Annotated in this window: 15 protein-coding genes; 6 read left to right on the top strand and 9 right to left on the bottom strand. The window is 71.6% G+C overall.

The window, feature by feature from the left end:
• Positions 1 to 201: 201 nt before the first annotated feature.
• Together NON19_RS21750 and recD2 are read right to left on the bottom strand one after the other, a co-directional pair.
• On the bottom strand, positions 202 to 1,491 hold the full coding sequence (locus tag NON19_RS21750) for a citrate synthase (protein ID WP_255930476.1): 1,290 nt from the start codon (positions 1,489 to 1,491) through the stop codon (positions 202 to 204).
• Between the two features lie 193 nt (positions 1,492 to 1,684).
• A complete protein-coding gene (gene recD2, locus NON19_RS21755; protein ID WP_255930477.1) occupies positions 1,685 to 3,931 on the bottom strand; it encodes an SF1B family DNA helicase RecD2 in 2,247 nt (748 codons plus the stop codon).
• A 118-nt stretch (positions 3,932 to 4,049) separates the two neighbouring features.
• Between recD2 and rbsK the strand changes: the two genes are divergently transcribed.
• Positions 4,050 to 4,964 carry a ribokinase gene (rbsK, locus tag NON19_RS21760; RefSeq protein WP_255930478.1) on the top strand — a complete coding sequence of 305 codons (915 nt, stop codon included), beginning with the start codon at positions 4,050 to 4,052 and terminating at the stop codon, positions 4,962 to 4,964.
• Positions 4,965 to 5,264: 300 nt separating this feature from the next.
• Here the strand turns inward: rbsK and NON19_RS21765 are convergent, their stop codons facing one another.
• The 3 genes from NON19_RS21765 to NON19_RS21775 are packed head-to-tail and all read right to left on the bottom strand — an operon-like array spanning position 5,265 to position 8,433.
• Entirely contained in the window at positions 5,265 to 6,137 is an 873-nt protein-coding gene (locus NON19_RS21765) for a sugar phosphate isomerase/epimerase family protein (protein WP_255930480.1), read from the bottom strand.
• A complete protein-coding gene (locus NON19_RS21770; protein WP_308213713.1) occupies positions 6,134 to 7,285 on the bottom strand; it encodes a dihydrodipicolinate synthase family protein in 1,152 nt (383 codons plus the stop codon). Before NON19_RS21770 ends, NON19_RS21765 begins: the two co-directional genes overlap by 4 nt.
• Positions 7,282 to 8,433, bottom strand: a complete 1,152-nt coding sequence (locus tag NON19_RS21775) for a Gfo/Idh/MocA family protein (RefSeq protein WP_255930482.1) — start codon at positions 8,431 to 8,433, stop codon at positions 7,282 to 7,284. The genes NON19_RS21770 and NON19_RS21775 overlap by 4 nt, the downstream gene beginning before the upstream one ends.
• Before the next feature lie 163 nt (positions 8,434 to 8,596).
• Between NON19_RS21775 and NON19_RS21780 the strand changes: the two genes are divergently transcribed.
• The 4 genes from NON19_RS21780 to NON19_RS21795 all read left to right on the top strand — a co-directional run bounded on the left by NON19_RS21780 (position 8,597) and on the right by NON19_RS21795 (position 12,366).
• Entirely contained in the window at positions 8,597 to 9,661 is a 1,065-nt protein-coding gene (locus NON19_RS21780; RefSeq protein ID WP_255930484.1) for a LacI family DNA-binding transcriptional regulator, read from the top strand.
• Between the two features lie 117 nt (positions 9,662 to 9,778).
• Positions 9,779 to 10,711, top strand: coding sequence for a bifunctional helix-turn-helix transcriptional regulator/GNAT family N-acetyltransferase (locus tag NON19_RS21785; protein WP_255930486.1), 933 nt, complete (start codon positions 9,779 to 9,781; stop codon positions 10,709 to 10,711).
• A gap of 45 nt (positions 10,712 to 10,756) precedes the next feature.
• A complete protein-coding gene (locus tag NON19_RS21790) occupies positions 10,757 to 11,554 on the top strand; it encodes a sugar phosphate isomerase/epimerase family protein (protein ID WP_255930488.1) in 798 nt (265 codons plus the stop codon).
• 182 nt (positions 11,555 to 11,736) lie between these two features.
• Positions 11,737 to 12,366 carry a hypothetical protein gene (locus tag NON19_RS21795; RefSeq protein WP_255930490.1) on the top strand — a complete coding sequence of 210 codons (630 nt, stop codon included), beginning with the start codon at positions 11,737 to 11,739 and terminating at the stop codon, positions 12,364 to 12,366.
• Positions 12,367 to 12,383: 17 nt separating this feature from the next.
• On the opposite strand, the gene NON19_RS21800 is transcribed toward NON19_RS21795, so the two are convergent.
• From NON19_RS21800 to NON19_RS21815, 4 genes are all read right to left on the bottom strand, one after another.
• A complete protein-coding gene (locus NON19_RS21800) occupies positions 12,384 to 16,235 on the bottom strand; it encodes an ABC transporter ATP-binding protein (protein ID WP_255930492.1) in 3,852 nt (1,283 codons plus the stop codon).
• Between the two features lie 130 nt (positions 16,236 to 16,365).
• On the bottom strand, positions 16,366 to 17,979 hold the full coding sequence (locus NON19_RS21805) for a thiamine pyrophosphate-binding protein (protein WP_255930494.1): 1,614 nt from the start codon (positions 17,977 to 17,979) through the stop codon (positions 16,366 to 16,368).
• Positions 17,976 to 18,965 (bottom strand): agmatinase, encoded by a 990-nt coding sequence (speB, locus tag NON19_RS21810; protein ID WP_255930496.1) that lies wholly within the window; start codon positions 18,963 to 18,965, stop codon positions 17,976 to 17,978. The genes NON19_RS21805 and speB overlap by 4 nt, the downstream gene beginning before the upstream one ends.
• Positions 18,966 to 19,114: 149 nt before the next feature.
• Positions 19,115 to 20,563 (bottom strand): sodium:solute symporter family protein, encoded by a 1,449-nt coding sequence (locus NON19_RS21815; protein WP_255930498.1) that lies wholly within the window; start codon positions 20,561 to 20,563, stop codon positions 19,115 to 19,117.
• A 114-nt stretch (positions 20,564 to 20,677) separates the two neighbouring features.
• Between NON19_RS21815 and NON19_RS21820 the strand changes: the two genes are divergently transcribed.
• Positions 20,678 to 22,183 (top strand): PucR family transcriptional regulator, encoded by a 1,506-nt coding sequence (locus NON19_RS21820; protein ID WP_255930500.1) that lies wholly within the window; start codon positions 20,678 to 20,680, stop codon positions 22,181 to 22,183.
• Positions 22,184 to 22,203: the final 20 nt, after the last annotated feature.

Here is a 22,203-nt window from a genome sequence, read left to right on the forward strand (position 1 = left end):
GCGCCGGACCCGTGGGGGGATCCGGCGCGGGGCGCTGCCTTGTTTGTGGTTTCGCTCGCCTGCGGGCGCTGCTCGCTCACCCCGCTGGAAACGGGGCGGCCGATGCGTGCCGTTGCGGGCGATGGGCCCCGGGGACGGGGGTGCCGCGGGGCGTCCTCGTCGGAGGGGGTGCGCAGGAGCCAACTGCGCCGCGGAAGCGGACTAGCGCTCCTCGACCGGGATGTAGTCGCGGATTTCGACGCCGGTGTAGATCTGGCGGGGGCGGCCGATGCGGGAGCCCGGCTCCTTGATCATCTCCTGCCACTGAGCGATCCAGCCGGGGAGGCGGCCGAGCGCGAAGAGAACGGTGAACATCTCGGTCGGGAAGCCCATCGCCCGGTAGATCAGACCGGTGTAGAAGTCCACGTTCGGGTACAGCTTGCGGCTGACGAAGTAGTCGTCGCTGAGAGCGTGTTCCTCGAGCTTGAGGGCGATGTCCAGCAGCTCGTCGGACTTGCCGAGGGCGGACAGCACGTCGTGCGCCGCCGCCTTGATGATCCTCGCCCGCGGGTCGAAGTTCTTGTAGACCCGGTGGCCGAAGCCCATCAGCTTGACGCCGTCCTCCTTGTTCTTCACCTTGCGGATGAAGCCGTCGACGTCACCGCCGCTGGCCTGGATGCTCTCCAGCATCTCCAGCACCGACTGGTTGGCACCGCCGTGCAGCGGACCCCACAGCGCGTTGATGCCCGCGGAGATCGAGGCGAACATGTTCGCCTGCGAGGAGCCGACCAGGCGGACCGTGGAGGTCGAGCAGTTCTGCTCGTGGTCCGCGTGCAGGATCAACAGCTTGTCCAGGGCGTTGACCACGACCGGGTCCAGGTCGTACTCCTGCGCCGGAACGGCGAAGGTCATCCGCAGGAAGTTCTCGACATAGCCAAGGTCGTTACGCGGGTAGACGAAGGGCTGGCCGACCGACTTCTTGTAGGCGTAGGCCGCGATCGTCGGCAGCTTGGCGAGCAGCCGGATCGTGGACAGGTTGCGCTGCTTCTCATCGAACGGATTGTGGCTGTCCTGGTAGAACGTGGACAGCGCGCTCACCACGGAGGAGAGCATCGCCATCGGATGCGCGTCCCGCGGGAAGCCGTCGTAGAACCGTTTGACGTCCTCGTGCAGCAGGGTGTGCTGGGTGATGTCGCCCTTGAAGGAGCTGAGCTGGTCAACGGTCGGCAGCTCACCGTTGATCAGCAGGTAGGCGGTCTCCAGGAACGTGCCACGCTCGGCGATCTGCTCGATGGGGTAGCCGCGGTAGCGCAGGATCCCCTGCTCACCGTCGAGGAACGTAATCGCGGACTTGTAAGCCGCGGTGTTCCCGTAACCGCTGTCCAGGGTGACCAGCCCGGTCTGGGCACGCAGCTTGCCGATGTCGAAGCCCTTGTCGCCAACGGTGCTCTCGACCACCGGGTAGCTGTACTCGCCGTCCCCGTACCGCAGTACTACAGAGTTGTCGCTCACGTCATCCCTCACCGACGTTGTGCCTCTTCTTCGAGGTGCCCTGACTGCTACTACCTTCCCCCATTTGCCAGACATACGTGCACCCGGGGTCAGTCAGAGGCCAAAATGTGGCACGCAGTGCCTATATTCCTCCTGCTGGACCCCCTTCAACACCCAGGATCGCTCCGTGACGCAAAGGTGTCCTGCCGCCCGCTCAGGCCCCGGGAAAAGCGCCCATCAGCCGGTGGTCAAGGGCCGTACAGCGGCGGCCCGCGGAAACGGCACGCACCGCCTGCGCTATCGCCCTTCGCGACCCCACCAGCACCACGAGGCGTTTTGCCCTGGTCACCGCTGTATAGAGCAGATTGCGCTGCAACATCATCCACGCACCCGTGGTGACAGGGATCACCACAGCCGGGTACTCACTGCCCTGTGAGCGGTGGATGGTCACGGCATAGGCGTGCGCCAACTCGTCCAACTCGTCGAAGTCGTAGCTCACCTCCTCGTCCTCGTCGGTGCGCACCATCAGCCGCTGCTCCTCGTTGTTGAGGGCGGTCACCACGCCGACCGTGCCGTTGAAGACGCCGTTCGCGCCTTTCTCGTAGTTGTTTCGAATCTGGGTGACTTTGTCGCCCACGCGGAAGACCCGGCCGCCGAACCGGCGCTCCGGCAGATCGGGGCGGGCCGGGGTGATCGCCTGCTGGAGCAGGCCGTTGAGCGCTCCGGCGCCCGCCGGTCCGCGGTGCATCGGGGCGAGCACCTGGACGTCACGGCGCGGATCGAGACCGAACTTCGCCGGGATGCGCCGGGCCGCCACGTCCACGGTGAGCCGACCGGCCTCCTCGGTGTCGTCCTCGGCGAACAAGAAGAAGTCCGTGAGGCCCTGGGTGACCGGCGGTATGCCGGAGTTGATCCGGTGTGCGTTGGAGACCACACCGGACTGCTGGGCCTGCCGGAAGATCCGGGTCAGCCGCACCGCGGGGATCGGGCTGCCGTCCGCCAGCAGGTCCCGCAGCACCTCGCCCGCGCCGACGCTCGGCAACTGGTCCACATCGCCCACGAACAGCAGATGAGCGCCCGGTGGCACCGCCTTGACCAGCTTGTTCGCCAGGATCAGGTCCAGCATGGAGGCCTCGTCGACCACCACCAGGTCGGCGTCCAGCGGACGGTCCCGGTCATAGGCCGCGTCGCCGCCGGGTTTGAGCTCCAGCAGGCGGTGCACCGTGGACGCCTCGGCGCCGGTCAGCTCGGCGAGCCGCTTGGCGGCGCGGCCGGTGGGGGCGGCGAGCACCACCTTGGCCTGCTTGGCGCGGGCGAGGGTGACCACCGACTTCACCGTGAAGGACTTGCCGCAGCCTGGACCGCCGGTCAGCACCGCCACCTTCTCGGTGAGCGCCAGCCGTACCGCCTGCTCCTGCTCGGGGGCCAGATCGGCGCCAGTGCGGTCCCTGAGCCAGGCCAGCGCCTTGTCCCAGGCCACCTCGCGGAACGCGGGCATCCGGTCCTCCGGGCCGCGCAGCAGCCGCAGCAACTGACCGGCGAGCGAGATCTCGGCACGGTGGAACGGCACCAGATACACCGCGCGGATCGGGTCTCCACCCTCCGGATCCGGCACCCGCTCGCGGACCACGCCCTCCTCCGCGACCAACTCCGCCAGGCAGTCGATGACCAGGCCGCTGTCCACCTGGAGCAGCTTCACCGCGTCGGCGATCAGCCGTTCCTCGGGCAGGAAGCAGTTGCCGTTGTCGGTGGCCTGGGACAAGGCGTACTGCAACCCGGCCTTGGCGCGGTCCGGGCTGTCGTGCGGTATGCCCACCGCCTGGGCGATCTTGTCGGCGGTGAGGAAGCCGATGCCCCACACATCGGCCGCCAACCGGTACGGCTGGTTCTTGACCACGGAGATCGAGGCGTCGCCGTACTGCTTGTAGATGCGCACCGCGATGGAGGTGGATACGCCGACGCCCTGGAGGAAGACCATCACCTCCTTGATCGCCTTCTGCTCCTCCCACGCGGCGGCGATCTTCTTAGTGCGCTTCGGACCTAGCCCGGGAACCTCGATCAGACGCTTGGGCTCGCGCTCGATCACATCCAGGGTGTCGGTGCCGAAGTGCTCCACGATACGGTCGGCGATCCGCGGGCCGACGCCCTTGATCAGCCCCGAGCCGAGATACCGGCGGATGCCCTGGATCGTGGCGGGCAGCACGGTGGTGTAGTTCTCCACGGTGAACTGCTTGCCGTACTGCGGATGGGAACCCCAGCGGCCCTCCATCCGCAGCGACTCGCCCGGCTGCGCGCCCAGCAGCGCCCCGACGACGGTCAGCAGGTCACCCGAGCCACGGCCGGTGTCGACGCGGGCGACGGTGTAGCCGTTCTCCTCGTTCGCGTATGTGATCCGCTCCAGCACGCCCTCGAGGACGGTCAGCCGGAACCCTCCTGCGGCGGCATTCTGTCCAGCCCCCATCGCCCCGCCCTCCCTTCGCGGCTACGAACTGATACGACGTTACCGTCGGCCGCTGACACCCCGGCCGCCCTGTGGACAACCGGCGCGGGCGCCTGTGGACAACGTGAGGAGCGCGAGGATGCACGGCTACGATCTGCTGGTCGTCGGGTCGGCGAACGCCGATCTGGTGGTCGCCGTGGAGCGACGACCGGCGGCCGGGGAGACCGTACTCGGCTCCGACCTGGCCACCCACCCAGGCGGCAAGGGCGCCAACCAGGCCGTCGCCGCGGCCCGGCTCGGCGCCGCCACGGGCCTGCTCGCACGGGTCGGTGACGACGCCCACGGCCGTCTGCTGCTGGACACCCAGCGCGCCTGTGGGGTGGACACCCGGGGTGTGCTGATCGGCGCGGCGCCCACCGGTGTAGCGCTGATCACGGTGGATCCGTCGGGCGACAACAGCATCGTGGTCTCCCCTGGCGCCAATGCCCGCCTCACGCCCGACGACGTGCGCGCGGCCGGAGAGCTGATGGCCGCCGCGAAGGTGGTGTCGCTCCAGTTGGAAATCCCGCTGGAGACCGTCGCGGAGGCAGTCACCACGGCCGGGCGGGCCGGGGCCAAGGTGGTACTCAACCCGTCCCCGCCCGCTCCGCTGCCGGTCGAGGTGCTGGCCGCCTGCGATCTGCTGGTGGTCAACGAGCACGAGGCGAGGTACCTGCTGCGTGACGCCCCCGCGGCGGCCGAGGGCACCCCGGAGGCCTGGGCCAAGGCGCTGCTGGCCCGCGGGCCGCGCTCGGTGGTGGTGACGCTCGGTGCGGCGGGTGCCCTGGCCGCGACCGGTGACGGCACCGCCGTGCGCATCCCCAGCCCCCGGGTGCGGGCGGTGGACACCACTGGCGCGGGCGACGCCTTCACCGGTGCGCTGGCCTGGCGGTGGGGGGCCGGGGACGAGTTGACCGAGGCGGTGCGCTTCGCCGTGCGGGTCGGCGCAACGGCCGTCACCCGTCCAGGGGCGCAGCAGTCGTACCCGACGGCGGCGGAGGTGGCGGCGCTGTGACGGGACCCCCGAACCCCGGACCCGGCGGTAGGGGTAGGCAACTCCACGGATGACAGAGCGCGGCGTCGGCTGGTCGGTACACCGGCAGCGCGGTGCCCGGTGACCGCACCAGTTGATCCGAGACCGATGGCGAAAGGGGTCCGGCCGAGGCCGGACCCCTTCGTGTTCCCCCCTCATCGGCTCCCCGAAGCCCCCCTCGGGAACCTGACGACGTATACGACACCGCTCGTAGCCGGATGGTTGCACGCGGAGACGAACATTTTTCGGCGACGACTTGATGAGCCGGGCAATCCCGCACGACTACCAAACATGTTCGCGATAACGTTCTGCGACCTCCTCCAGCACCTCCATACCTGGGCGGTGCCACAGTCCCGGGTTGAAGACCTCGACCTCCACCGGACCGCTGTAGCCCACCGCGTCCACCCGTTCGCGGAAGCCGCGCAGATCGACGCAGCCGTCACCGAGCTGGCCACGGCCGAGTAGGGAGCCCTCGGGCAACGGGGTGATCCAGTCGGCGAGTTGGAAGGCGGCGATGCGCCCCGAGCGCCCCGCGCGGGCGAGTTGGCCGGGCACCTGCTCGTCCCACCACAGGTGGTAGGTGTCCACGACCACGCCCACGTGCTCCGCCGGAAAGCGCTCCGCGAGGTCCAGCGCCTGGCAGAGCGTTGAGACCACACAGCGGTCGGACGCGAACATCGGGTGCAGCGGTTCGATGGCCAGCCGTACGCCGTGCTCCGTCGCGTACGGGACGAGTTGGCCGAGGGCCTCGGCGACCCGCTCGCGGGCCGCCACCAGGTCCTTGCTGCCCGTGGGAAGCCCACCGCTGACCAGTACCAGGGTGTTGGTGCCCAAGGCGGCCGCCTCGTCGATCGCCGTTCGGTTGTCGGCCAGCGCGGCGTCCCACTGCCCCGGATCCGAGGCGGTGAAGAAGCCGCCCCGGCACAGGGACGTGACCGTCAGGCCCGCGTCCCGCACCACTTGGGCGACGCGCCGCACGCCGCACGCCTGGACCGGGGAGCGCCACAGTCCGACGCCGGGAATGCCCAACGCACGGCAGCACCGGGCCAGTTGCGGGATGGACAGCTGCCGGACGGTCTGCTGGTTGATGCTCAGCCGGGCGAGGTCACCCGCACCCGTCGGGCCGTGCGCACCGACCCGATTGTCAGTGGTCACTGGGAGACTCCATGTACGGCGAGGAAGGAGGTGAGGCGGAAGGCCGCGAGATCAGGATCGGGGAACAGGCCGAGGCGGTCCGCTAGTTCGTAGGCGCGCGCCAGATGCGTCAGGGAGCGGGCGGACTGGAGACCGCCGAGCATGGTGAAGTGCGACTGGTGGCCGCCGAGCCAGGCGAGGAAGACCACACCCGTCTTGTAGTAGCGGGTCGGAGTGCCGAACAGGTGCCGGGACAGCTCGACGGTCGGGTCGAGCAGCGACCGGAACCGCTGGGTGTCCCCCGTGTCGAGGACGCGTACGGCCTCGGCCGCGACCGGTGCCAGCGGATCGAAGACACCCAACAGGGCGTGGCTGAAGCCGTGTTGGTCGCCCTCGATCAGTTCGGGGTAGTGGAAGTCGTCGCCGGTGTAGCAGCGCACGCCGTCCGGTAGGCGGCGGCGCAGCTCGGTCTCGCGGTGTGCGTCGAGGAGGGAGACCTTGACGCCGTCGATCTTGCCGGGGTGCGCCGCGATCAGCGTCAGCAGGGTCTCGGTGGCCGCGTCGAGGTCGGTGCTGCCCCAGTAGCCCGTGAGTTGAGGGTCGAACATCGGGCCGAGCCAGTGCAGGATCACGGGGTGCGCGCACTGGTCGAGCAGCCGCCCGTAGGTCTCCAGGTAGTCCTCGGGACCTGTGGCGAGGGCGGCGAGGGCCCGGGAGGCCATCAGGACCGGTTGTGCGCCGCATGCCTCGGCGGCGGCGAGTTGTTCGGTGTAGGCGGCCGCCACGGCGGCCAACGACGATACGGAGGTGGTGAGTTGGTCGGTGCCCACGCCAGCGGCGATCCTGCCGCCCATGGCGCGCGCCTCGGCGGCGGAGCGGCGGATCAGGTCGGCCGCGGTCGGCCAGTCCAGGCCCATGCCGCGCTGTGCGGTGTCCATCGCCTCGGCCACCGCTAAGCCGTGGCGCCACAGATGGCGCCGGAAGGCCAAGGTGGCGTCCCAGTCGATGGCGTCGGGCGTGTCCGCGGCAGCACGGTAGGGGTCGGCCACGACGTGCGCGGCGGCGAAGACGGTACGGCTGCGTGGCGCGGGGCCGGGCGGGTAGGTGGCGTTGGCGCGCCCGGGTCGATGGGGGCGCAACTGGCCGCTTTCGTCCGGGAGTCGGATCACAGGGTCAGCTCCGGCACGTCCAGGCGGCGGCCCTCGGCGGAGGAGCGAAGGCCCAGTTCGGCGAGCTGAACGCCACGGGCTCCCGCGAGCAGGTCCCAGCGCCAGGGCTCGTCCAGCACCACATGGCGCAGGAACAGCTCCCACTGGGCCTTGAAGGCGTTGTCGAACTCGCCGTTGCCGGGCACCTCCTGCCACTGCTGGCGGAACGGTTCGGTGCTGGGAAGGTCGGGGTTCCACACCGGCTTGGGGGTGGTGGCACGGTGTTGTACGCGGCAGTCGCGCAGGCCCGCGACGGCGGAGCCGTGTTCGCCGTCGACCTGGAACTCCACGAGTTCGTCCCGGTGGACGCGCACGGCCCAGGAGGAGTTGATCTGCGCCACCACGCCGCCGTCCAGTTGGAAGACTCCATAGACGGCGTCGTCGGCGGTCGCGGCGTACGGCTTGCCGTACTCGTCCCAGCGCTGTGGCAGGTGGGTGGCGGTCAGCGCCTGAACGGTGGTGATCCGGCCGAAGAGTTCATGGAGCACGTACTCCCAGTGCGGAAACATGTCCATGGTGATCCCGCCGCCGTCCTCGGCACGGTAGTTCCACGACGGGCGCTGCGCCGACTGCCAGTCGCCCTCGAACACCCAGTAGCCGAACTCGCCGCGCACCGAAAGGATCCGGCCGAAGAAGCCGCCGTCGACCAGCCGCTTGAGCTTGCGCAGTCCGGGCAGGAAGATCTTGTCCTGGACGACTCCGGTCCTGACCCCGGCGTCTTGTGCCAACCGGGCGATCTCCAGGGCCGCTTGGAGGCTGGCAGCGGTCGGCTTCTCGCAGTACAGGTGCTTACCGGCGGCTACGGCCCGGCGCAGGGCGGCGGCGCGGGCGGCGGTGACCTGGGCGTCGAAGTAGATCTCGACCGAGGGGTCGGCGAGCGCCGCGTCGAGGTCCGTGGTCCAGTGCTCCAGCCCGTGCCGCTCGGCGATGGCCCGCAGAGCGGGCGCGCGGCGGCCGACGAGGACCGGCTCGGGCCACAGTATGGTGCCGTCCTCGAGCTCCAGACCGCCTTCTTCACGGATCGCCAGGAGGGAGCGGACGAGATGCTGGCGGTAGCCCATGCGTCCGGTGACACCGTTCATCGCGATCCGCACGGTCCTGCGCGTCACGGAAAAGTCCTCTCCAGCACGAGCTCACACCCATAGCAAGCGCTTACTGCGCCGCGAACCTACCGTCGCGATGCGACCCCTTCAAGGGGCCGGGCCGCGGGCGGTGAGACCATGTCGCCGAAGCGGGCAACCCTTCGGTGGCACAGGTGGAGGCGGAGCGTCGATGACCGTGACCTTGGCCGATGTGGCGGCGCGGGCGGGGGTGTCCTCGGCCACCGTCTCGCGTGTGCTCAACGGCAACTACCCGGTGGCGGACAGCACCCGCGCCCGGGTCCTGCGGGCCGTCGAGGAGTTGGAGTACGTGGTCAACGGGCAGGCCAGGGGGCTTGCCGCGGCCACCTCCGATCTGGTCGGGGTGCTGGTCAACGACATCGCGGACCCGTTCTTCGGCATCATGGCGGGGGCCGCGCAGGCCGAGATCGCGCACGGGTCGCCAGCTAGCGGCGGTACGGGAGGCGGCAAGCTCGCCGTCGTCTGCAACACCGGCGGCTGCCCAAAGGCCGAACTGACCTACCTGACGCTGCTGCAACGGCAGCGGGCGGCCGGGGTGATCGTCACCGGCGGCGCCGCCGAGGACGCCGAGCACACCCGCGCCGTCACCGCCAAGCTCTCCCGGCTGGCCACCGACGGCACCCGGATCGTGCTCTGCGGGCGGCCCCCGCTGCCGCTGGACGGCGACGCCGCAACCCTGGCGTTCGACAACCGGGGCGGCGCACGGCGGCTCACCGGGCACCTGCTGGAGCTGGGTCACCGTCACATCGGCTACATCACCGGCCCCAAGGACCGCAGCACCACCCGGCACCGCCTGGAGGGCCACCGCACCGCACTGGCCGAACACGGCCTGGCGGCCGACGCCGATCGGCTCACGGTGGGCGGCGACTACCACCGGCACGCCGGTTACCAGGGCGCATGCGAACTCCTCGCTCGCGCACCGGAGTTGACGGCCATCGTCGCCGCCAACGACACCGCGGCGCTCGGTGTCTGCGCGGCACTGCGCGAACGGGACCTGCGCGTCCCGCAGGACGTGTCCGTCGCGGGCTTCGACGACCTGCCCTTCAGCGTGGACGCGGCACCCGCCCTGACCACCGTTCGGCTCCCGCTGCACGAGGCGGGCGCGCGGGCCGGGCGCCTGGTGACGGGCCGGGAGGAGGTGCCGCCCGGCGGGATCGCCATGGTGACCGCGCAACTGGTCCGGCGCGCCTCCACCGCCCCGCCGCGCGCCTCCTGAACAGGTGGTGAACCGGCGGCTCGAAGCCACCGTAACCGGTGATGTTCCGCGGAACGGAACCTAACCTTGTCGGTGACAAGGTTTGCGCAAGGATCAAGTCCCGCCGAGGGGAGCCGTATGAGCGACGCCGCGTCACTTGCCCCGACGATCGAAGCGGTACGGGCGTTCAACCGCTTCTACACCAGTCTGATCGGCGCGCTCGACTACGAGGGCCGCCTGGGGACGCCGTACTCGCTCACCGAGGCGCGGGTGCTGTACGAGCTGAACCAGACCGCCGAGCTACCGGTGCCCCGACTGCGGCACACCGTCCGGGCGGAGGCGGCGCATCTGAGCCGGGTGCTCACCCGGTTGGAGAAGGCCGGGCTGATCATGCGGGCACCGCTCGCCGCGGACCGCAGGGTGCAGGTGGCGCGGCTGACCGACACCGGGCGCGCCGCGGCGGTGCTGCTGGAGGAGCGGTCACAGCAGGCGGTGACCGATCTGGTGGGCCGGTTGGGCGATGGCCAGCGGTACCGGCTGGGCGAGGCGCTGCGCACGGTGACGGACATCCTCACCCATCCGCGGCTGGGGGCCATCGCGCTGCGCCGCCCGGCGCCGGGCGACCTGGGGTGGGTGATCCAGCGCAACGCGGCCGTCTACGCGCGCGAGTTCGGCTGGAACGAGGAGTACGAGGCACTGGTGGCCCGGATAGTGGCGGACTTCGCGGCCAAGCACGATCCGGAGCGGGAGGCCGCGTGGATCGCCCAGTTCGAGGGCGAGCCGGTCGGGTGTGTCTTCTGCGTCCGGGATTCCGCGCCGGACACCGCCAGGTTGCGGCTGCTGCTGGTGGAGCCCAGCGCGCGGGGGTACGGCATCGGTGACCGACTGGTGTGCGAGTGCGTGGAGTTCGCGCGGAAGGCCGGATACCGGGAGCTGGTGCTGTGGACCAATGACGTTCTGGTCGCGGCGCGGACGATCTACCAGCGGGTGGGGTTCGAACTCGTCGCCGAGAAGCCGCACCACAGTTTCGGTCAGGACCTGGTCGGGCAGGACTGGCGGCTGGTGCTCTGACGCGCGTCCGTGACACGGCCGTGACCGGGGACTAGGGTCCGACCGGTGAAGATCGCGTTCTCGACCCTCGGTGTGCCCGGGATGCCGGTGGCCCAGGTGGTCCGGCTCGCCGCCGACCACCGCTTCCACGGCGTGGAGCTGCGCGCGCACGCCACCGAGGAGCCGGTGCACACCGCACTCTCCGCCACTGAACGCGCCGCCGTGGTGCGGCAGTTCGAGGAGGCCGGAGTGGAGGTGCTGGGCGTCGGCTCGTATGTGAAGGTGGCCGCATCGGGCGAGGACGAACCGGTGCTGGCCGAGCTGCGGGCCCATGTGGCGCTCGCCGCGGACCTCGGCGCCCCGTACGTGCGGGTCTTCCCCGGCGCGGCCGAGGCCACCACCGGCGCGGACGCCGTCGCGGCCCGGCGGTTGGCGGCGGTCGCCCCGTACGCGCTGGACCGGGAGGTGCGGATCCTGGTGGAGACGCATGACTCGCACCGCACCGCGGCCGATGTGCAGCGGATCCTGGGGCTGGTCGGGCACCGTGCGGTGGGCGCGCTGTGGGATGTGATGCACACCTGGCTGGGCGGTGAGCAGCCCTCCGCCTCCTACCCGACGCTGGCACCGCACCTGGGATACGTCCAGGTCAAGGACATCGCCTCGGCCGAGGACCGGACCCCGCTGCCGCTCGGGCAGGGAGTGCTGCCGCTGACCGAGTGCGTGGAGGTGCTCAGCCGTGACGACTGGGACGGCTGGCTGTGCTGGGAGTACGAGAAGCGCTGGTTCCCGGCGGTGCCGGAGCTGCCGGGGCTGCTCGACGGGGCGCGCGGCCACCTGGGGCGGCTACTGAACGAGTCGGCCTGACCCGGACGTTGCCCGATCCCCCGATTCCAGGTTTGGCCGCTCGCGCGCCACACAGCGCCCGCTTTCCGTCAGCCCCACGGCAGTGATCCCTTACACGTTCGGGTGCGGATCCACCACTGATACCCCGTCAGCAAAGGAGTGAATGCGACGATATCGGGGAAGTCGTGCGAGTGGGGGTCATCATGCGGAATTCACCGCGCCGGATCAGCCGTTACGGCCCGGTGCTGCCGCTCGTGCTGCTGCTGGTCGGCTGCGCGCCCAGTCAGGGGTTCACCGGGAGCGGTGCGTACACCCCGCCGTCCGGCAGCCCGTCCAACTCGCCGAGCGCCGCGGCCTTCCTGGCCGCGGGGGCGTGCGCGGCGCATGACCGGGTCGGCACCGGGGGCTCCTTCCACCAGGTGTCCTGCGATGACCCGTCGGCGGTGGCGCGGGTGACGGTGCGCCGCGCCACGGGGTCCGCGGCGAGCCCGGACTGCCCCGACACCACCGACTTCGTGCTCAGCATCAGCGGCACCAGCGCCGCCCAGGCCTCGGCCCGCCCCGACGCGCAGGGCTACGCCTGTCTGCGCGACCTGCGCCCGCCGCACCCGGGCGACCCCGGCATGGGCGGCGGCCCGAACACGATCGTCGGTGACTGCGTCTACACCGAAGATTCGGACGAGGCCGAGGAGACCGCCTGCGACGGCTCGGGCAAGCATCCGCCGCAGTACAAGGTGATCGCCGTCGTGACCGGCCGTGCGGACTGCCCGCGCGCCACCTCGCTGTACGTGGGCGTACAGCACCACAAGGTGGGCTGCGCGCGGAAGTTGTGACGCGACCGCGCCCCGCGCTACACCGCAGCGTGTTCGTCGGTGCCCGCGAAGGTGCGCCACAGCTGGGCGTACCTGCCGTCCTGGGCGAGCAGTTCGGCGTGGGTGCCGTCCTCGACCACCCGGCCGTGGTCCAGCACCACCACCCGGTCGGCGCGCGCGGCGGTGGTGAGCCGGTGGGCCACCACCAGCGTGGTGCGCCGCACCGCCAGCCGGTCGGCGGCGGCGTTGACCAGTGCCTCGGTGGCCAGGTCCAGGGCGGCGGTCGCCTCGTCGAGCAACAGCACATCGGGGTCGACCAGTTCGGCGCGGGCCAGCGCCAGCAGTTGCCGCTGGCCCGCGGACAGGTTGCGACCGCGCTCGCCCACCCGGTGCAGGTAGCCGTCCGGGAAGCCGGCGATCATCTCGTGCGCCCCCACCGCCCGGGCCGCCGCCTCCACCTCGGCGTCGGTGGCGTCCGGCCGCCCATAGGCGATGGCGTCGCGTACCGTCCCGGCGAACAGGTACGGCTCCTGGGGCACCACGCCCAACCGCCGCCGGTACCCGGTCAGATCGAGTTCGCGCAGGTCTGTGCCGTCCACGCGCACCGTGCCGCTGGTCGGGTCGTAGAACCGGGCCACCAGCTTCACCAGGGTCGACTTGCCCGCGCCGGTCTCGCCGACGAAGGCCACCGTCTGCCCGGCCGGAATCCGCAACCGCACGCCGGACAGCGCCGGTTTGCCGTCGCCATAGGCGAAGTGCACGTCGTTGAAGGCGACTTCGCCGCGCAGCCCGCCCTCCGGCACCGGACGCGGCCGCTCCGCCAGCGGGGTCGCGGTGGGCTCGCGCAGCAGCTCGCGGATCCGGCCCAGCGACACCGAGGCCTGCTGGTAGCCGTCGAAGACCTGCGACAACTGCTGTACGGGCGAGAAGAACAGGTCGATGTAGAGCAGGTAGGCGACCAGCGCACCAGCGGTCAGCGTGTGGTCGTCGACCCGGGAAGCACCGACGATCAGCACCAGGGCGGCGGCCACGCTGGACAGCAGCTGTACGAACGGGAAGTAGACCGAGATGTACCACTGGCCGCGCACCCGCGCCTGCCGGTACTCCGCGCTGCGTTCGGCGAACCGCCGGGCACCCGACAGCTCGCCGCGGAACGCCTGCACGATCCGCAGTCCCGCCACATGCTCCTGGAGGTCGGCGTTGACGGCGGCCACCTTGTCACGGGCCAGCCCGTACGCCTTGACCGACTTGCGGCGGAACACGATCGTCGCGGCGATCAGCGGCGGCAGCGTGGCGAAGACCACGAGGGCCAGTTGCACATCGAGGGCCAGCAGGGCGACCAGGATGCCGAAGAAGGTCAGCAGACTGACCACCGCGGTGACCAGGCCGGTCTGCAGGAAGGTCGACAGGGCGTCGACGTCGGTGGTCATCCGGGTCATCACGCGACCGGTCAACTCGCGCTCGTAGTAGTCGAGCCCGAGCCGCTGCAGATGCGCGAAGATCTTCAGGCGCAGCGAGTACAGAACACGTTCGCCGGTACGGCCGGTCAGTTTGACCTCGCCTATCTGCGCCGCCCACTGGGCCAGGACGACGAGCAGGGCGAGGCCGGAGGCGGCCCACACCGCGCCCAGCGCCAGCCGCTCCACACCCTGGTCGATGCCGTGCCTGATCAGGATGGGCAGCAGCAGTCCGGCCAGTGCGTCGACGGCCACCAATGCCAGGCTGGCCAGCAGCGGTATTCGGAAGCCGCGCAGCAGGGCGCGCAGCCCGAAGGCGTGATCGGCCTGCCGGGCGCGCTGCTCGTCGATGTCCGGGGTGTCGGTGGCGGGCGGCAACGCCGCGACACGCTCGAGGAGTTCGGGGGTGGCGGGCATTCCGGCGAGCGCGCCCGCCAGGCCGGGTCCCGCGGCCGCCGCCGTGGGTTGGGTGCCCTCGGCCGGGTTCTGATCCTCCTTGGGCCTGCGCCACAAGTGCGGGGTGATGCCGTCCACCACGTGCCGTACGGTGCGGCGCGCCCCGTCGGCCAGCGCGGCGGGAGCGGGCGCCAGGCCGGTGGCGGCGGGGGCGGCCGCCTCGCCGTCAGTGAGTCCCGACCGGCCGTCCAGCGCCTGGCACGCCCCGGCGGGATCGGGGGCCCGGACGTCGGCCGCCAGCTCGTCGGGATCGGTGAGCAGCCTGCGGTACAGGGCGCACCGCTCCTGGAGTTCGTCGTGGGTGCCCACGTCCACCAACCGTCCGTGGTCCAGCACCGCGATGCGGTCGGCCAGTGCCAGGGTGGAGCGCCGGTGGGCGATCAGCAGTGTGGTACGGCCGAGCATCACCTCGTGCAGCGCGTCGTGGATCTCCGCCTCGACCCGGGCGTCCACGGCCGACGTGGCGTCGTCCAGGAGCAGCAGCCGCGGATCGGTGACCATGGCGCGGGCCAGTGCGACGCGCTGCCGCTGGCCGCCGGAGAGCGTCAGGCCCTGTTCGCCGACCACGGTGTCGTAGCCGTCGGGCAGCGCGGTGATGAACTCGTGCGCCTGGGCGGCGCGGGTGGCGGCGAGCAACTGCTCCTCGGTGGCGTCCGGGTGGCCGTAGAGGATGTTGGCGCGGATGGTGTCGGAGAACAGGAAGCTGTCCTCCGGTACCAGGCCGATGGCCGAGCGCAGCGAGTCGAAGGTCAGCTCCCGCACATCGGTGCCACCCACCCGCACCGCTCCGCCGGTCACGTCGTAGAAGCGCGGCAGCAGCAGCGAGACGGTGGACTTGCCGGATCCGGACGCGCCGACCACGGCGAGCGTCTCGCCGGGCTCGATGCGCAGCGAGAAGTCCTTCAGCACCGGGCGCTCCGGGTCGTAGCCGAAGGTCACGTTGTCGAACTCGACACTGGCGTCGGCGTCGGCGGGCAGCGCGTGCGCGTCGGGCGCCTCCTTGATGCGCGGTTCTGTGTCGATCAGCTGGTAAACCCGTTCCACGCCCGCGCGGGCCTGCTGGCCGACGGTGAGCATGACGGTCAGCATCCGTACCGGGCCGGTGAGTTGGGCGAGGTAGGTGGAGAACGCGACGAAGGTGCCCAGGCTGATTTGGTGGTTGACCGCCATCCAGCCGCCCAGGGCGAGCATCGCGACCTGGCCGAGCGCGGGCACCGCCTGGAGCGCCGGGTTGTAGCGGGCGTTGAGCCGTACGGTGCGCAGCCGGGCGGCGAACAGCTCGCGGCTGACGGCGCGCAGCTTGCGCTCCTCCTGCGCCTCCTGGCCGAAGCCCTTGACCACACGGACGCCGATGACCGCGCCGTCCACGACACCCGCGACGGCGGCGGCCTGTCCCTGCGCGTACCAGGTGGCGGGGAACAACCGGGTGCGGCTGCGGTCGGCGAGGAACCACAGGGCGGGGGCGACGGCGAGCGCGATGACGGTCAGCAGCGGGGACAGCACCGCCATCACGACCAGGGACATCACGAAGAGCAGCACGTTGCCGATCATCATCGGCAACATGAACAACATCCCCTGGATCAACTGCAGGTCGCTGGTGGCCCGGCCGACGACCTGCCCGGTGTCCAGTTCGTCCTGCCGCGCGCCGTCAAGCCGGGAGATCGTCCGGAACATGGCGGTCCGCAGATCGTGCTGGACGTCCAGGGCGAGCCGTCCGCCGTAGTAGCGGCGCATGAAGGTGAAGACGTAGACCGCGACCGCGGAGAGCACCATCAGGCCCGCCCACGGCCCCATGGCGCGGGTGTGCCGGACGATCACGTCGTCGATGATCAGCCGGGGCAGCAGCGGTACCAGCGCCATGACGGCCATTCCGGCGAGCGACGCCCCCAGCGCCAGCAGAACGTTGCGCCTGTACCGCCAGCAGTCGGCGGATATCCGCCGCAACCAGCCCCGCTCGCCTCGCTGCTTCGCCGCCACCCGGAACCTCCGTAGTCCACTTCGCCACCGGTGACTGCAAACGCCTTGGCGTGCGGATTTCATCCTGCGGCAACAAACGGTCGGCCAAAGGTCCGACGTGAACGGGACGGCGGACCTAGGGCCGGTACGGTCAGTCCCGCTCCAGATGCGTCGGCGCGAACATGCGCAGCAGCGCAGGGAGGACCACCACCGAGGGGCCGGGGGTTGTCAGGCACTTGTTCAGGTCGGCCGTTAGGCGCTCCACGGTGGTGCGGACCGCGGGGACGCCGAAGGACTCGGCGAGGGCCACGAAGTCGGGGCGGGACAGTTCGGTGGCGGTCGCGGTGCCGAAGGCGCCGGTCATGTACTCGCGCAGGATGCCGTAGCCGCCGTCGTCGACGATCAGCCAGGTCACCGGCAGGTGGTACTGGCGGGCGGTGGCCAGTTCGGCGATCGAGTACATCGCGCCGCCGTCGCCGGAGACGGCCAGCACGGGCCGGTCGCGGTCCGCGGCGGCGGCGCCCAGGGCGGCCGGGAAGCCGTAGCCGAGGCCGCCCGCGCCCTGGGCGGAGTGCATCGGTCCGGGCCAGGCGGACCACGCCCAGTAGGCGAGGATGGTCATGTCCCAGAAGCTGGGCGAACCCTGCGGCAGCGCCTGGTGTACCGCGGCCAGTACGCGCTGTTCGGTCTCCAGGTCCTGGGCGGCCAGCCGGTCCCGGACCCGGCCCAGCAGTTCGGCCGCGGCCTTGGGGGCGCCGGGGTCGTCGCGCCGCTCGACGGCTTCGCCGAGGGCGCGCAGGGCGAGTGCCGCGTCGGCGTGGATGCCCAGGCCCGGATGGTTGGACTCCAGTTTGCCCAGGTCCGCCTCGATCTGGATCACCCGGCCGCGCGGCCGGAAGGTGTGGTAGTTCGAGGACAGTTCGCCCAGGCCCGAGCCGACCACCAGCAGCACGTCGGCGTCGGCCAGGAACTCGGTGGTGTGCCGGTCCTCCAGCCAGGACTGCAGGGACAGCGGGTGCTCCCAGGGGAACGCGCCCTTGCCGCCGAAGGTGGTGGCCACCGGGGCGCTCAACTTCTCGGCGAGCGCGAGGAGTTCGGCCGTACCGCCGGAGCGGATCACTCCGCCGCCCGCCAGGATCACCGGCCGCTTCGCGGCCGACAGCCGGGCCGCCGCCTCCGCGATCAGCTCCGGTCGCGGGCGCAGCGGACGCGGCGCCGCCTCCAGCGCGCCGACCGGCGGCACGTCCACCGCGCCGAGCAGCACGTCCTGCGGGATCTCCACCCACACCGGGCCGTAGGGCGCGGTGAGCGCGGACTCCCAGGCGGCGGCGATGGCCGACGGTATCTGCGAGGCGGTGCGCACCGGGTGCACGGACTTGACCACGTCCCGGAACGAGGCCTTCTGGTCGGCCAGTTCATGCAGATAGCCGTGGCGGCCACCGCCCAGCCCGGCCACCGGCACCTGGCTGCCGATGGCCACCACGGGCGCCGACGCGGCGGCCGACTCCTGGAGCGCGGCCAGTGTCATCAGGGCGCCGGGTCCGGTGGAGACCAGCAGGGGGGCGGCGGTGCCGGTGACGCGGGCGAAGGCGTCCGCGGCGAAACCCGCGTTGTTCTCCACGCGCAGCCCCACGTAGGCCAGCCGGGACCGGCGCAGGGCGTCGAAGGCGCCCAGCGCGTGCTGTCCCGGCAGCCCGAACACCGTGGTGGCGCCGAGCGCGGTGAGCGACTCGACGACCAGGTCGCCGCCGTTGCGCACGGTCATCGAGCGGCCGCGCTGTGCTGCTGGCGCTGCTTCGCGGCGGCGATCTGCCGGGACATGATCGTGGTCAGCTCGTAGGCGGTGTGCGAGGCCGCCACCGAGGTGATCTCGGCGTGGTCGTAGGCCGGGGCGACCTCCACCACGTCGGCGGAGACCAGGTGGCAGTCGGCCAGTCCGCGCAGGATCTCCAGCAGTTCGCGCGAGGTCAGGCCGCCCGCCTCGGGGGTTCCGGTGCCGGGGGCGTGCGCCGGGTCCAGGACGTCGATGTCGATGGATACGTACAGCGGGCGGTCGCCGATGCGCTCGCGCAGCTGCTGGGCGACCTCGTCGACACCGCGCCGCATGACGTCGGCGGAGGTGACGATGCCGAAGCCCATCTTCTCGTCGTCGTCCAGGTCCTGCTTGCCGTACAGCGGGCCGCGGGTGCCCACGTGCGAGAGGGCGGAGGTGTCGAGGATGCCCTCCTCGACGGCCCGGCAGAACGGGGTGCCGTGGGTGTACTCGGCGCCGAAGTAGGTGTCCCAGGTGTCCAGGTGCGCGTCGAAGTGCAGCAGTGCGACCGGGCCGTGCTTGCGGGCCACGGCGCGCAGCAGCGGCAGCGCGATGGTGTGGTCGCCGCCCAGTGTCATCAGGCGGGCGCCGGTGCCGAGCAGGTCATCGGCGGCGGCCTCGATGGTCTCCACGGCCTCGTTGATGTTGAACGGGTTGGCCGCGATGTCACCGGCGTCGGCGACCTGTGCGAGGGCGAACGGCGAGGCGTCCTGTGCCGGATTGTACGGGCGCAGCAGCCGAGAGGCCTCACGGATCGCGTTGCCGCCGAAGCGGGCGCCGGGCCGGTAGGAGACACCGCTGTCGAACGGGACGCCCACGACGGCCACGTCGGCGGTGCCGACCTCGTCCAGCCGCGGCAGCCGGGCGAAGGTGGCGGGGCCCGCGTAACGGGGGATGCGCGAGGAGTCGACGGGACCGCGCGGCTCGATGGTGCTCATGAGGGTGAACTTCCTTCTTTCTCAAGCGGTTTGGGGCCAGGCCCGCAACGGGTTTCCGGGTCGGCCCCAGGGGGTGCGGGGCCGAAGCCCCGCGGGGTCCGGGGCGGTGGCCCCGGTGGGGGTTCGGGGCCAAGCCCCCGTCAGTGAGGTCAGTTGAGTTGTGCCGCCTCCTTGGGACCGACCCCGGCCAGCCGGTCCCGCCAGGCGGCGAGCGTCGCCGCGTCCGTCGGCCTGGAAGCCAGGCTGACGGCCACGTAGGCGGCCAGTGAGGCCAACAGTCCGCAGTAGACGGGCTCGTTGGCCAGCACGCCCTTCCACGCCATCAGGCCGATCACCGTCACGCCGCCCACCGCGACCGAGGCGAGCGCGCCGGCTCCGGTGCCGCGCCGCCACAGCAGGCCGCCGAGGATCGGCACCAGGAGCCCGCCGACGAGCAGGTTGTAGGCGACGGTCAGCGCCTCGACCACGTTGCTGAGCGCGGTCGCGATGCCGATCACGGCCAGGCCCATCAGCAGTATGAACAGCCGGTTGCCGCGTACCTCGTCGTGCTCGCCCTCGGTGCGCGCCGAACGGCCGCGCAGCCGCGCCCAGATGTCGTTGTTGGCCACCGTCGCGCAGGCGATCAGCGCGCCGGAAGAGGTGGACATGACCGCGGACAGCGCCGCCGCCAGCACCAGGCCCCGTACGCCCACCGGCAGGGTGTCCTTGACGATGGTCGCGAAGGCGTCGTCGGCGTTGGTCAGCCGCGGGTACAGAGCCTTGGCCGCGGTGCCGATGACAGCCCCCGCGAGGGCGTACAGCAGACAGTATGTACCGGCGGCGGTTCCGCCCGCCCTGGCCACCTTGTCGCTGCGCGCGGTGAACACCCGCTGCCAGATGTCCTGGCCGATCAGCATGCCGAAGGTGTAGATCAGCACATAGGTGAACACGGTCTGCCCGCCGATGCCCAGCGGGGCGAAGTACTCGTGCGGCAGCTCGGCCCGCATCCGCGCGAACCCGCCGGCCTTGACGACCGCGATCGGCAGCAGGAGCAGCAGCACACCGACCGTCTTGACCACGAACTGCACCATGTCGGTCAAGGTGATCGACCACATGCCGCCGAGCGTGGAGTAGCCGACCACGATCGCACCGCCCAGCACGATCGCCAGCGTGCGGTCCATGCCGAAGAGCACGTCGAAGATGGTGGCGTAGGCGATGGTGGAGGTGACGGCGAGCATCAGGGTGTACGCCCACATCACCACGCCCGAGATCACCCCGGCCGAGCCGCCGTACCTGAGGTCCAGCATCTGGGAGACGGTGTAGACCCGCAGCCGGGCGATGCGCGCGGAGAACAGGACGCTCAGCGCCAGCAGGCCCAGCCCGATGGTGAACACCATCCACGCGCCGGACAGGCCGTACCGGTAGCCGAGGCCGACCCCGCCGATGGTGGAGGCGCCGCCGAGCACGATCGCCGCCATGGTGCCGGAGTACATCACCGGGCCGAGCCGCCGTCCGGCCACCAGGAAGTCGCTCTTGGAGCGGGCGCGGCGCATGCCCCACCAGCCCATGCCGAGCATGGCCAGCAGATAGGCGGCGATCACCAGGTAGTCCAGGGTCATGCGCATGCCTCCACTTCGGGGGGTGCGAGTCGTGCGTTGACCCTAGGTGGCCGATGAACGGCCTTGAAGTGTACGTTTCCTCCATACGCGCCCACTGAAGTGGATGGAACATCCATGGCGGAACTGACGCCTCCCACCACCGCGGTTCCACTGTCCTCGCTGCTGCTCCGTGCCGACCTCGGATTGCGGCAGGTGGCCGGACCGCCCCCGGACGAGGTCCTGCTGTACTGGGTGCACACCAGCGAGATGGCCGACCCGGTGCCGTATCTGCTGGGCGGCGAGCTGCTGCTGACCGCCGGGGTGCACTTCGCGGGCGGCACGGGGGACGCCGCCGCGAACGGCGGATCCGACTCCGGCGGCGCCTATCTGGAGCACTATGTGGCGCGCACCGTGGAGGCGGGCGCCGCGGCCCTGGGCTTCGGTCTGGCGCCGGTGTACGACACCACGCCGCCCGCCCTGGTGGCCGCCTGCGAGCGGCACGGGCTACCGCTGCTGGAGGTCCCGCCGCGCACCCCGTTCACGGCCGTCGCCCGGGCCGTGTGGCAGGCGATGGCCGAGGCCCGGCACCGGGAGCTGCGCCGGATCACCGAGGCACAGCAGGGGCTGGCCTCCGCCGCCGCCCGACCGGAACCGGTGCCCGCGGTACTGCGCCAGCTCGCCCACCACCTGGACGCGCGGGCGGCGCTGATCGACCCGCGCGGTACCGAGCTGTACGCGGCCGGGCCGCCGGTGAGCCCCGAGGCGCGCACGGCACTCGACGCGCTGGCCGCCGTGGTGCGCCCGGACCGGCCGGGCGCCCCCGCGTCCGCCACCGACACCGTCGGCGGCACCCGGCTGGCCGCCTACGCGCTGGCCGGAGGCGGTCCGGTGCTGGTGCTGGCCGCCGAACGGCGGGAGTTCCGTGAGCAGACCATCGCGGCGATGGCGGCGGTACTGCTGTCGTTGCTGACCGGCCCCTACCGCGGCGCGGGCGACGAGCGGCACACCACGGCCCTGGTGCGGCTGCTGCTGGGCGGCTCCCCGGACGAGGCCGCCGCGCTGCTCACCGAGGCGGCGGACGGCACGCGGCGCTGGACGGTGGTGCACGCCCGCCGCCGGGGCGCCGAGACCGAAGGGCGGGCCGCCGGGGAGCTGGCGGCGGCCCTGGGCACCGCGCTGGTGGACGCGGCCGACGGCACGCTGCGGGCGCTGCTGCCCGAGGGGCGCGAGGTCACCGGGCGGCCCGGCTGGACGCTGGGGGTCAGCGAGCCGGTTCCGGCGGACGCGCTGCCCACGGCGGACGCGCAGGCCGCGGCGGCGTTGCGGCGGGCGGTGGCGCACCGGGCCGCGCTGGAGCGGCACCGGTCGGCACGGGGCGGTTTCGCCTCTCTGGTGGCGGAAGGGGAGGCGCGGGCCTATGCGGTGGCGCGGCTGGCGCCGCTGGCGGGCTCTCCGGCGCTGGTCGACACCCTGCGCGCCTGGCTCTCGCTGCACGGCAGCTGGGATCGCACCGCCGTGGCGCTCGGGGTGCACCGCAACACCGTGCGGCAGCGCGTCGCCCGGGCCGCGGCGCTGCTGGACGCCGACCTGGACGACGCCGAGGTGCGTGCCGACCTGTGGTTTGCGCTGCGCTATGTATGAGCGCGACGGTTATGCGCGGC

This window comes from Streptantibioticus rubrisoli, from assembly GCF_024436055.1.
GTDB lineage: Bacteria > Actinomycetota > Actinomycetes > Streptomycetales > Streptomycetaceae > Streptantibioticus_A > Streptantibioticus_A rubrisoli.

Coding starts and splice junctions, on each gene's coding strand:
- recD2 (WP_255930477.1), bottom strand. CDS start 3,931: ATGGGGGCTGGACAGAATGCCGCCGCAGGAGGGTTCCGGCTGACCGTC.
- rbsK (WP_255930478.1), top strand. CDS start 4,050: ATGCACGGCTACGATCTGCTGGTCGTCGGGTCGGCGAACGCCGATCTG.
- NON19_RS21780 (WP_255930484.1), top strand. CDS start 8,597: ATGACCGTGACCTTGGCCGATGTGGCGGCGCGGGCGGGGGTGTCCTCG.
- NON19_RS21785 (WP_255930486.1), top strand. CDS start 9,779: ATGAGCGACGCCGCGTCACTTGCCCCGACGATCGAAGCGGTACGGGCG.
- NON19_RS21795 (WP_255930490.1), top strand. CDS start 11,737: ATGCGGAATTCACCGCGCCGGATCAGCCGTTACGGCCCGGTGCTGCCG.
- NON19_RS21805 (WP_255930494.1), bottom strand. CDS start 17,979: ATGACCGTGCGCAACGGCGGCGACCTGGTCGTCGAGTCGCTCACCGCG.
- speB (WP_255930496.1), bottom strand. CDS start 18,965: ATGAGCACCATCGAGCCGCGCGGTCCCGTCGACTCCTCGCGCATCCCC.
- NON19_RS21815 (WP_255930498.1), bottom strand. CDS start 20,563: ATGACCCTGGACTACCTGGTGATCGCCGCCTATCTGCTGGCCATGCTC.
- NON19_RS21820 (WP_255930500.1), top strand. CDS start 20,678: ATGGCGGAACTGACGCCTCCCACCACCGCGGTTCCACTGTCCTCGCTG.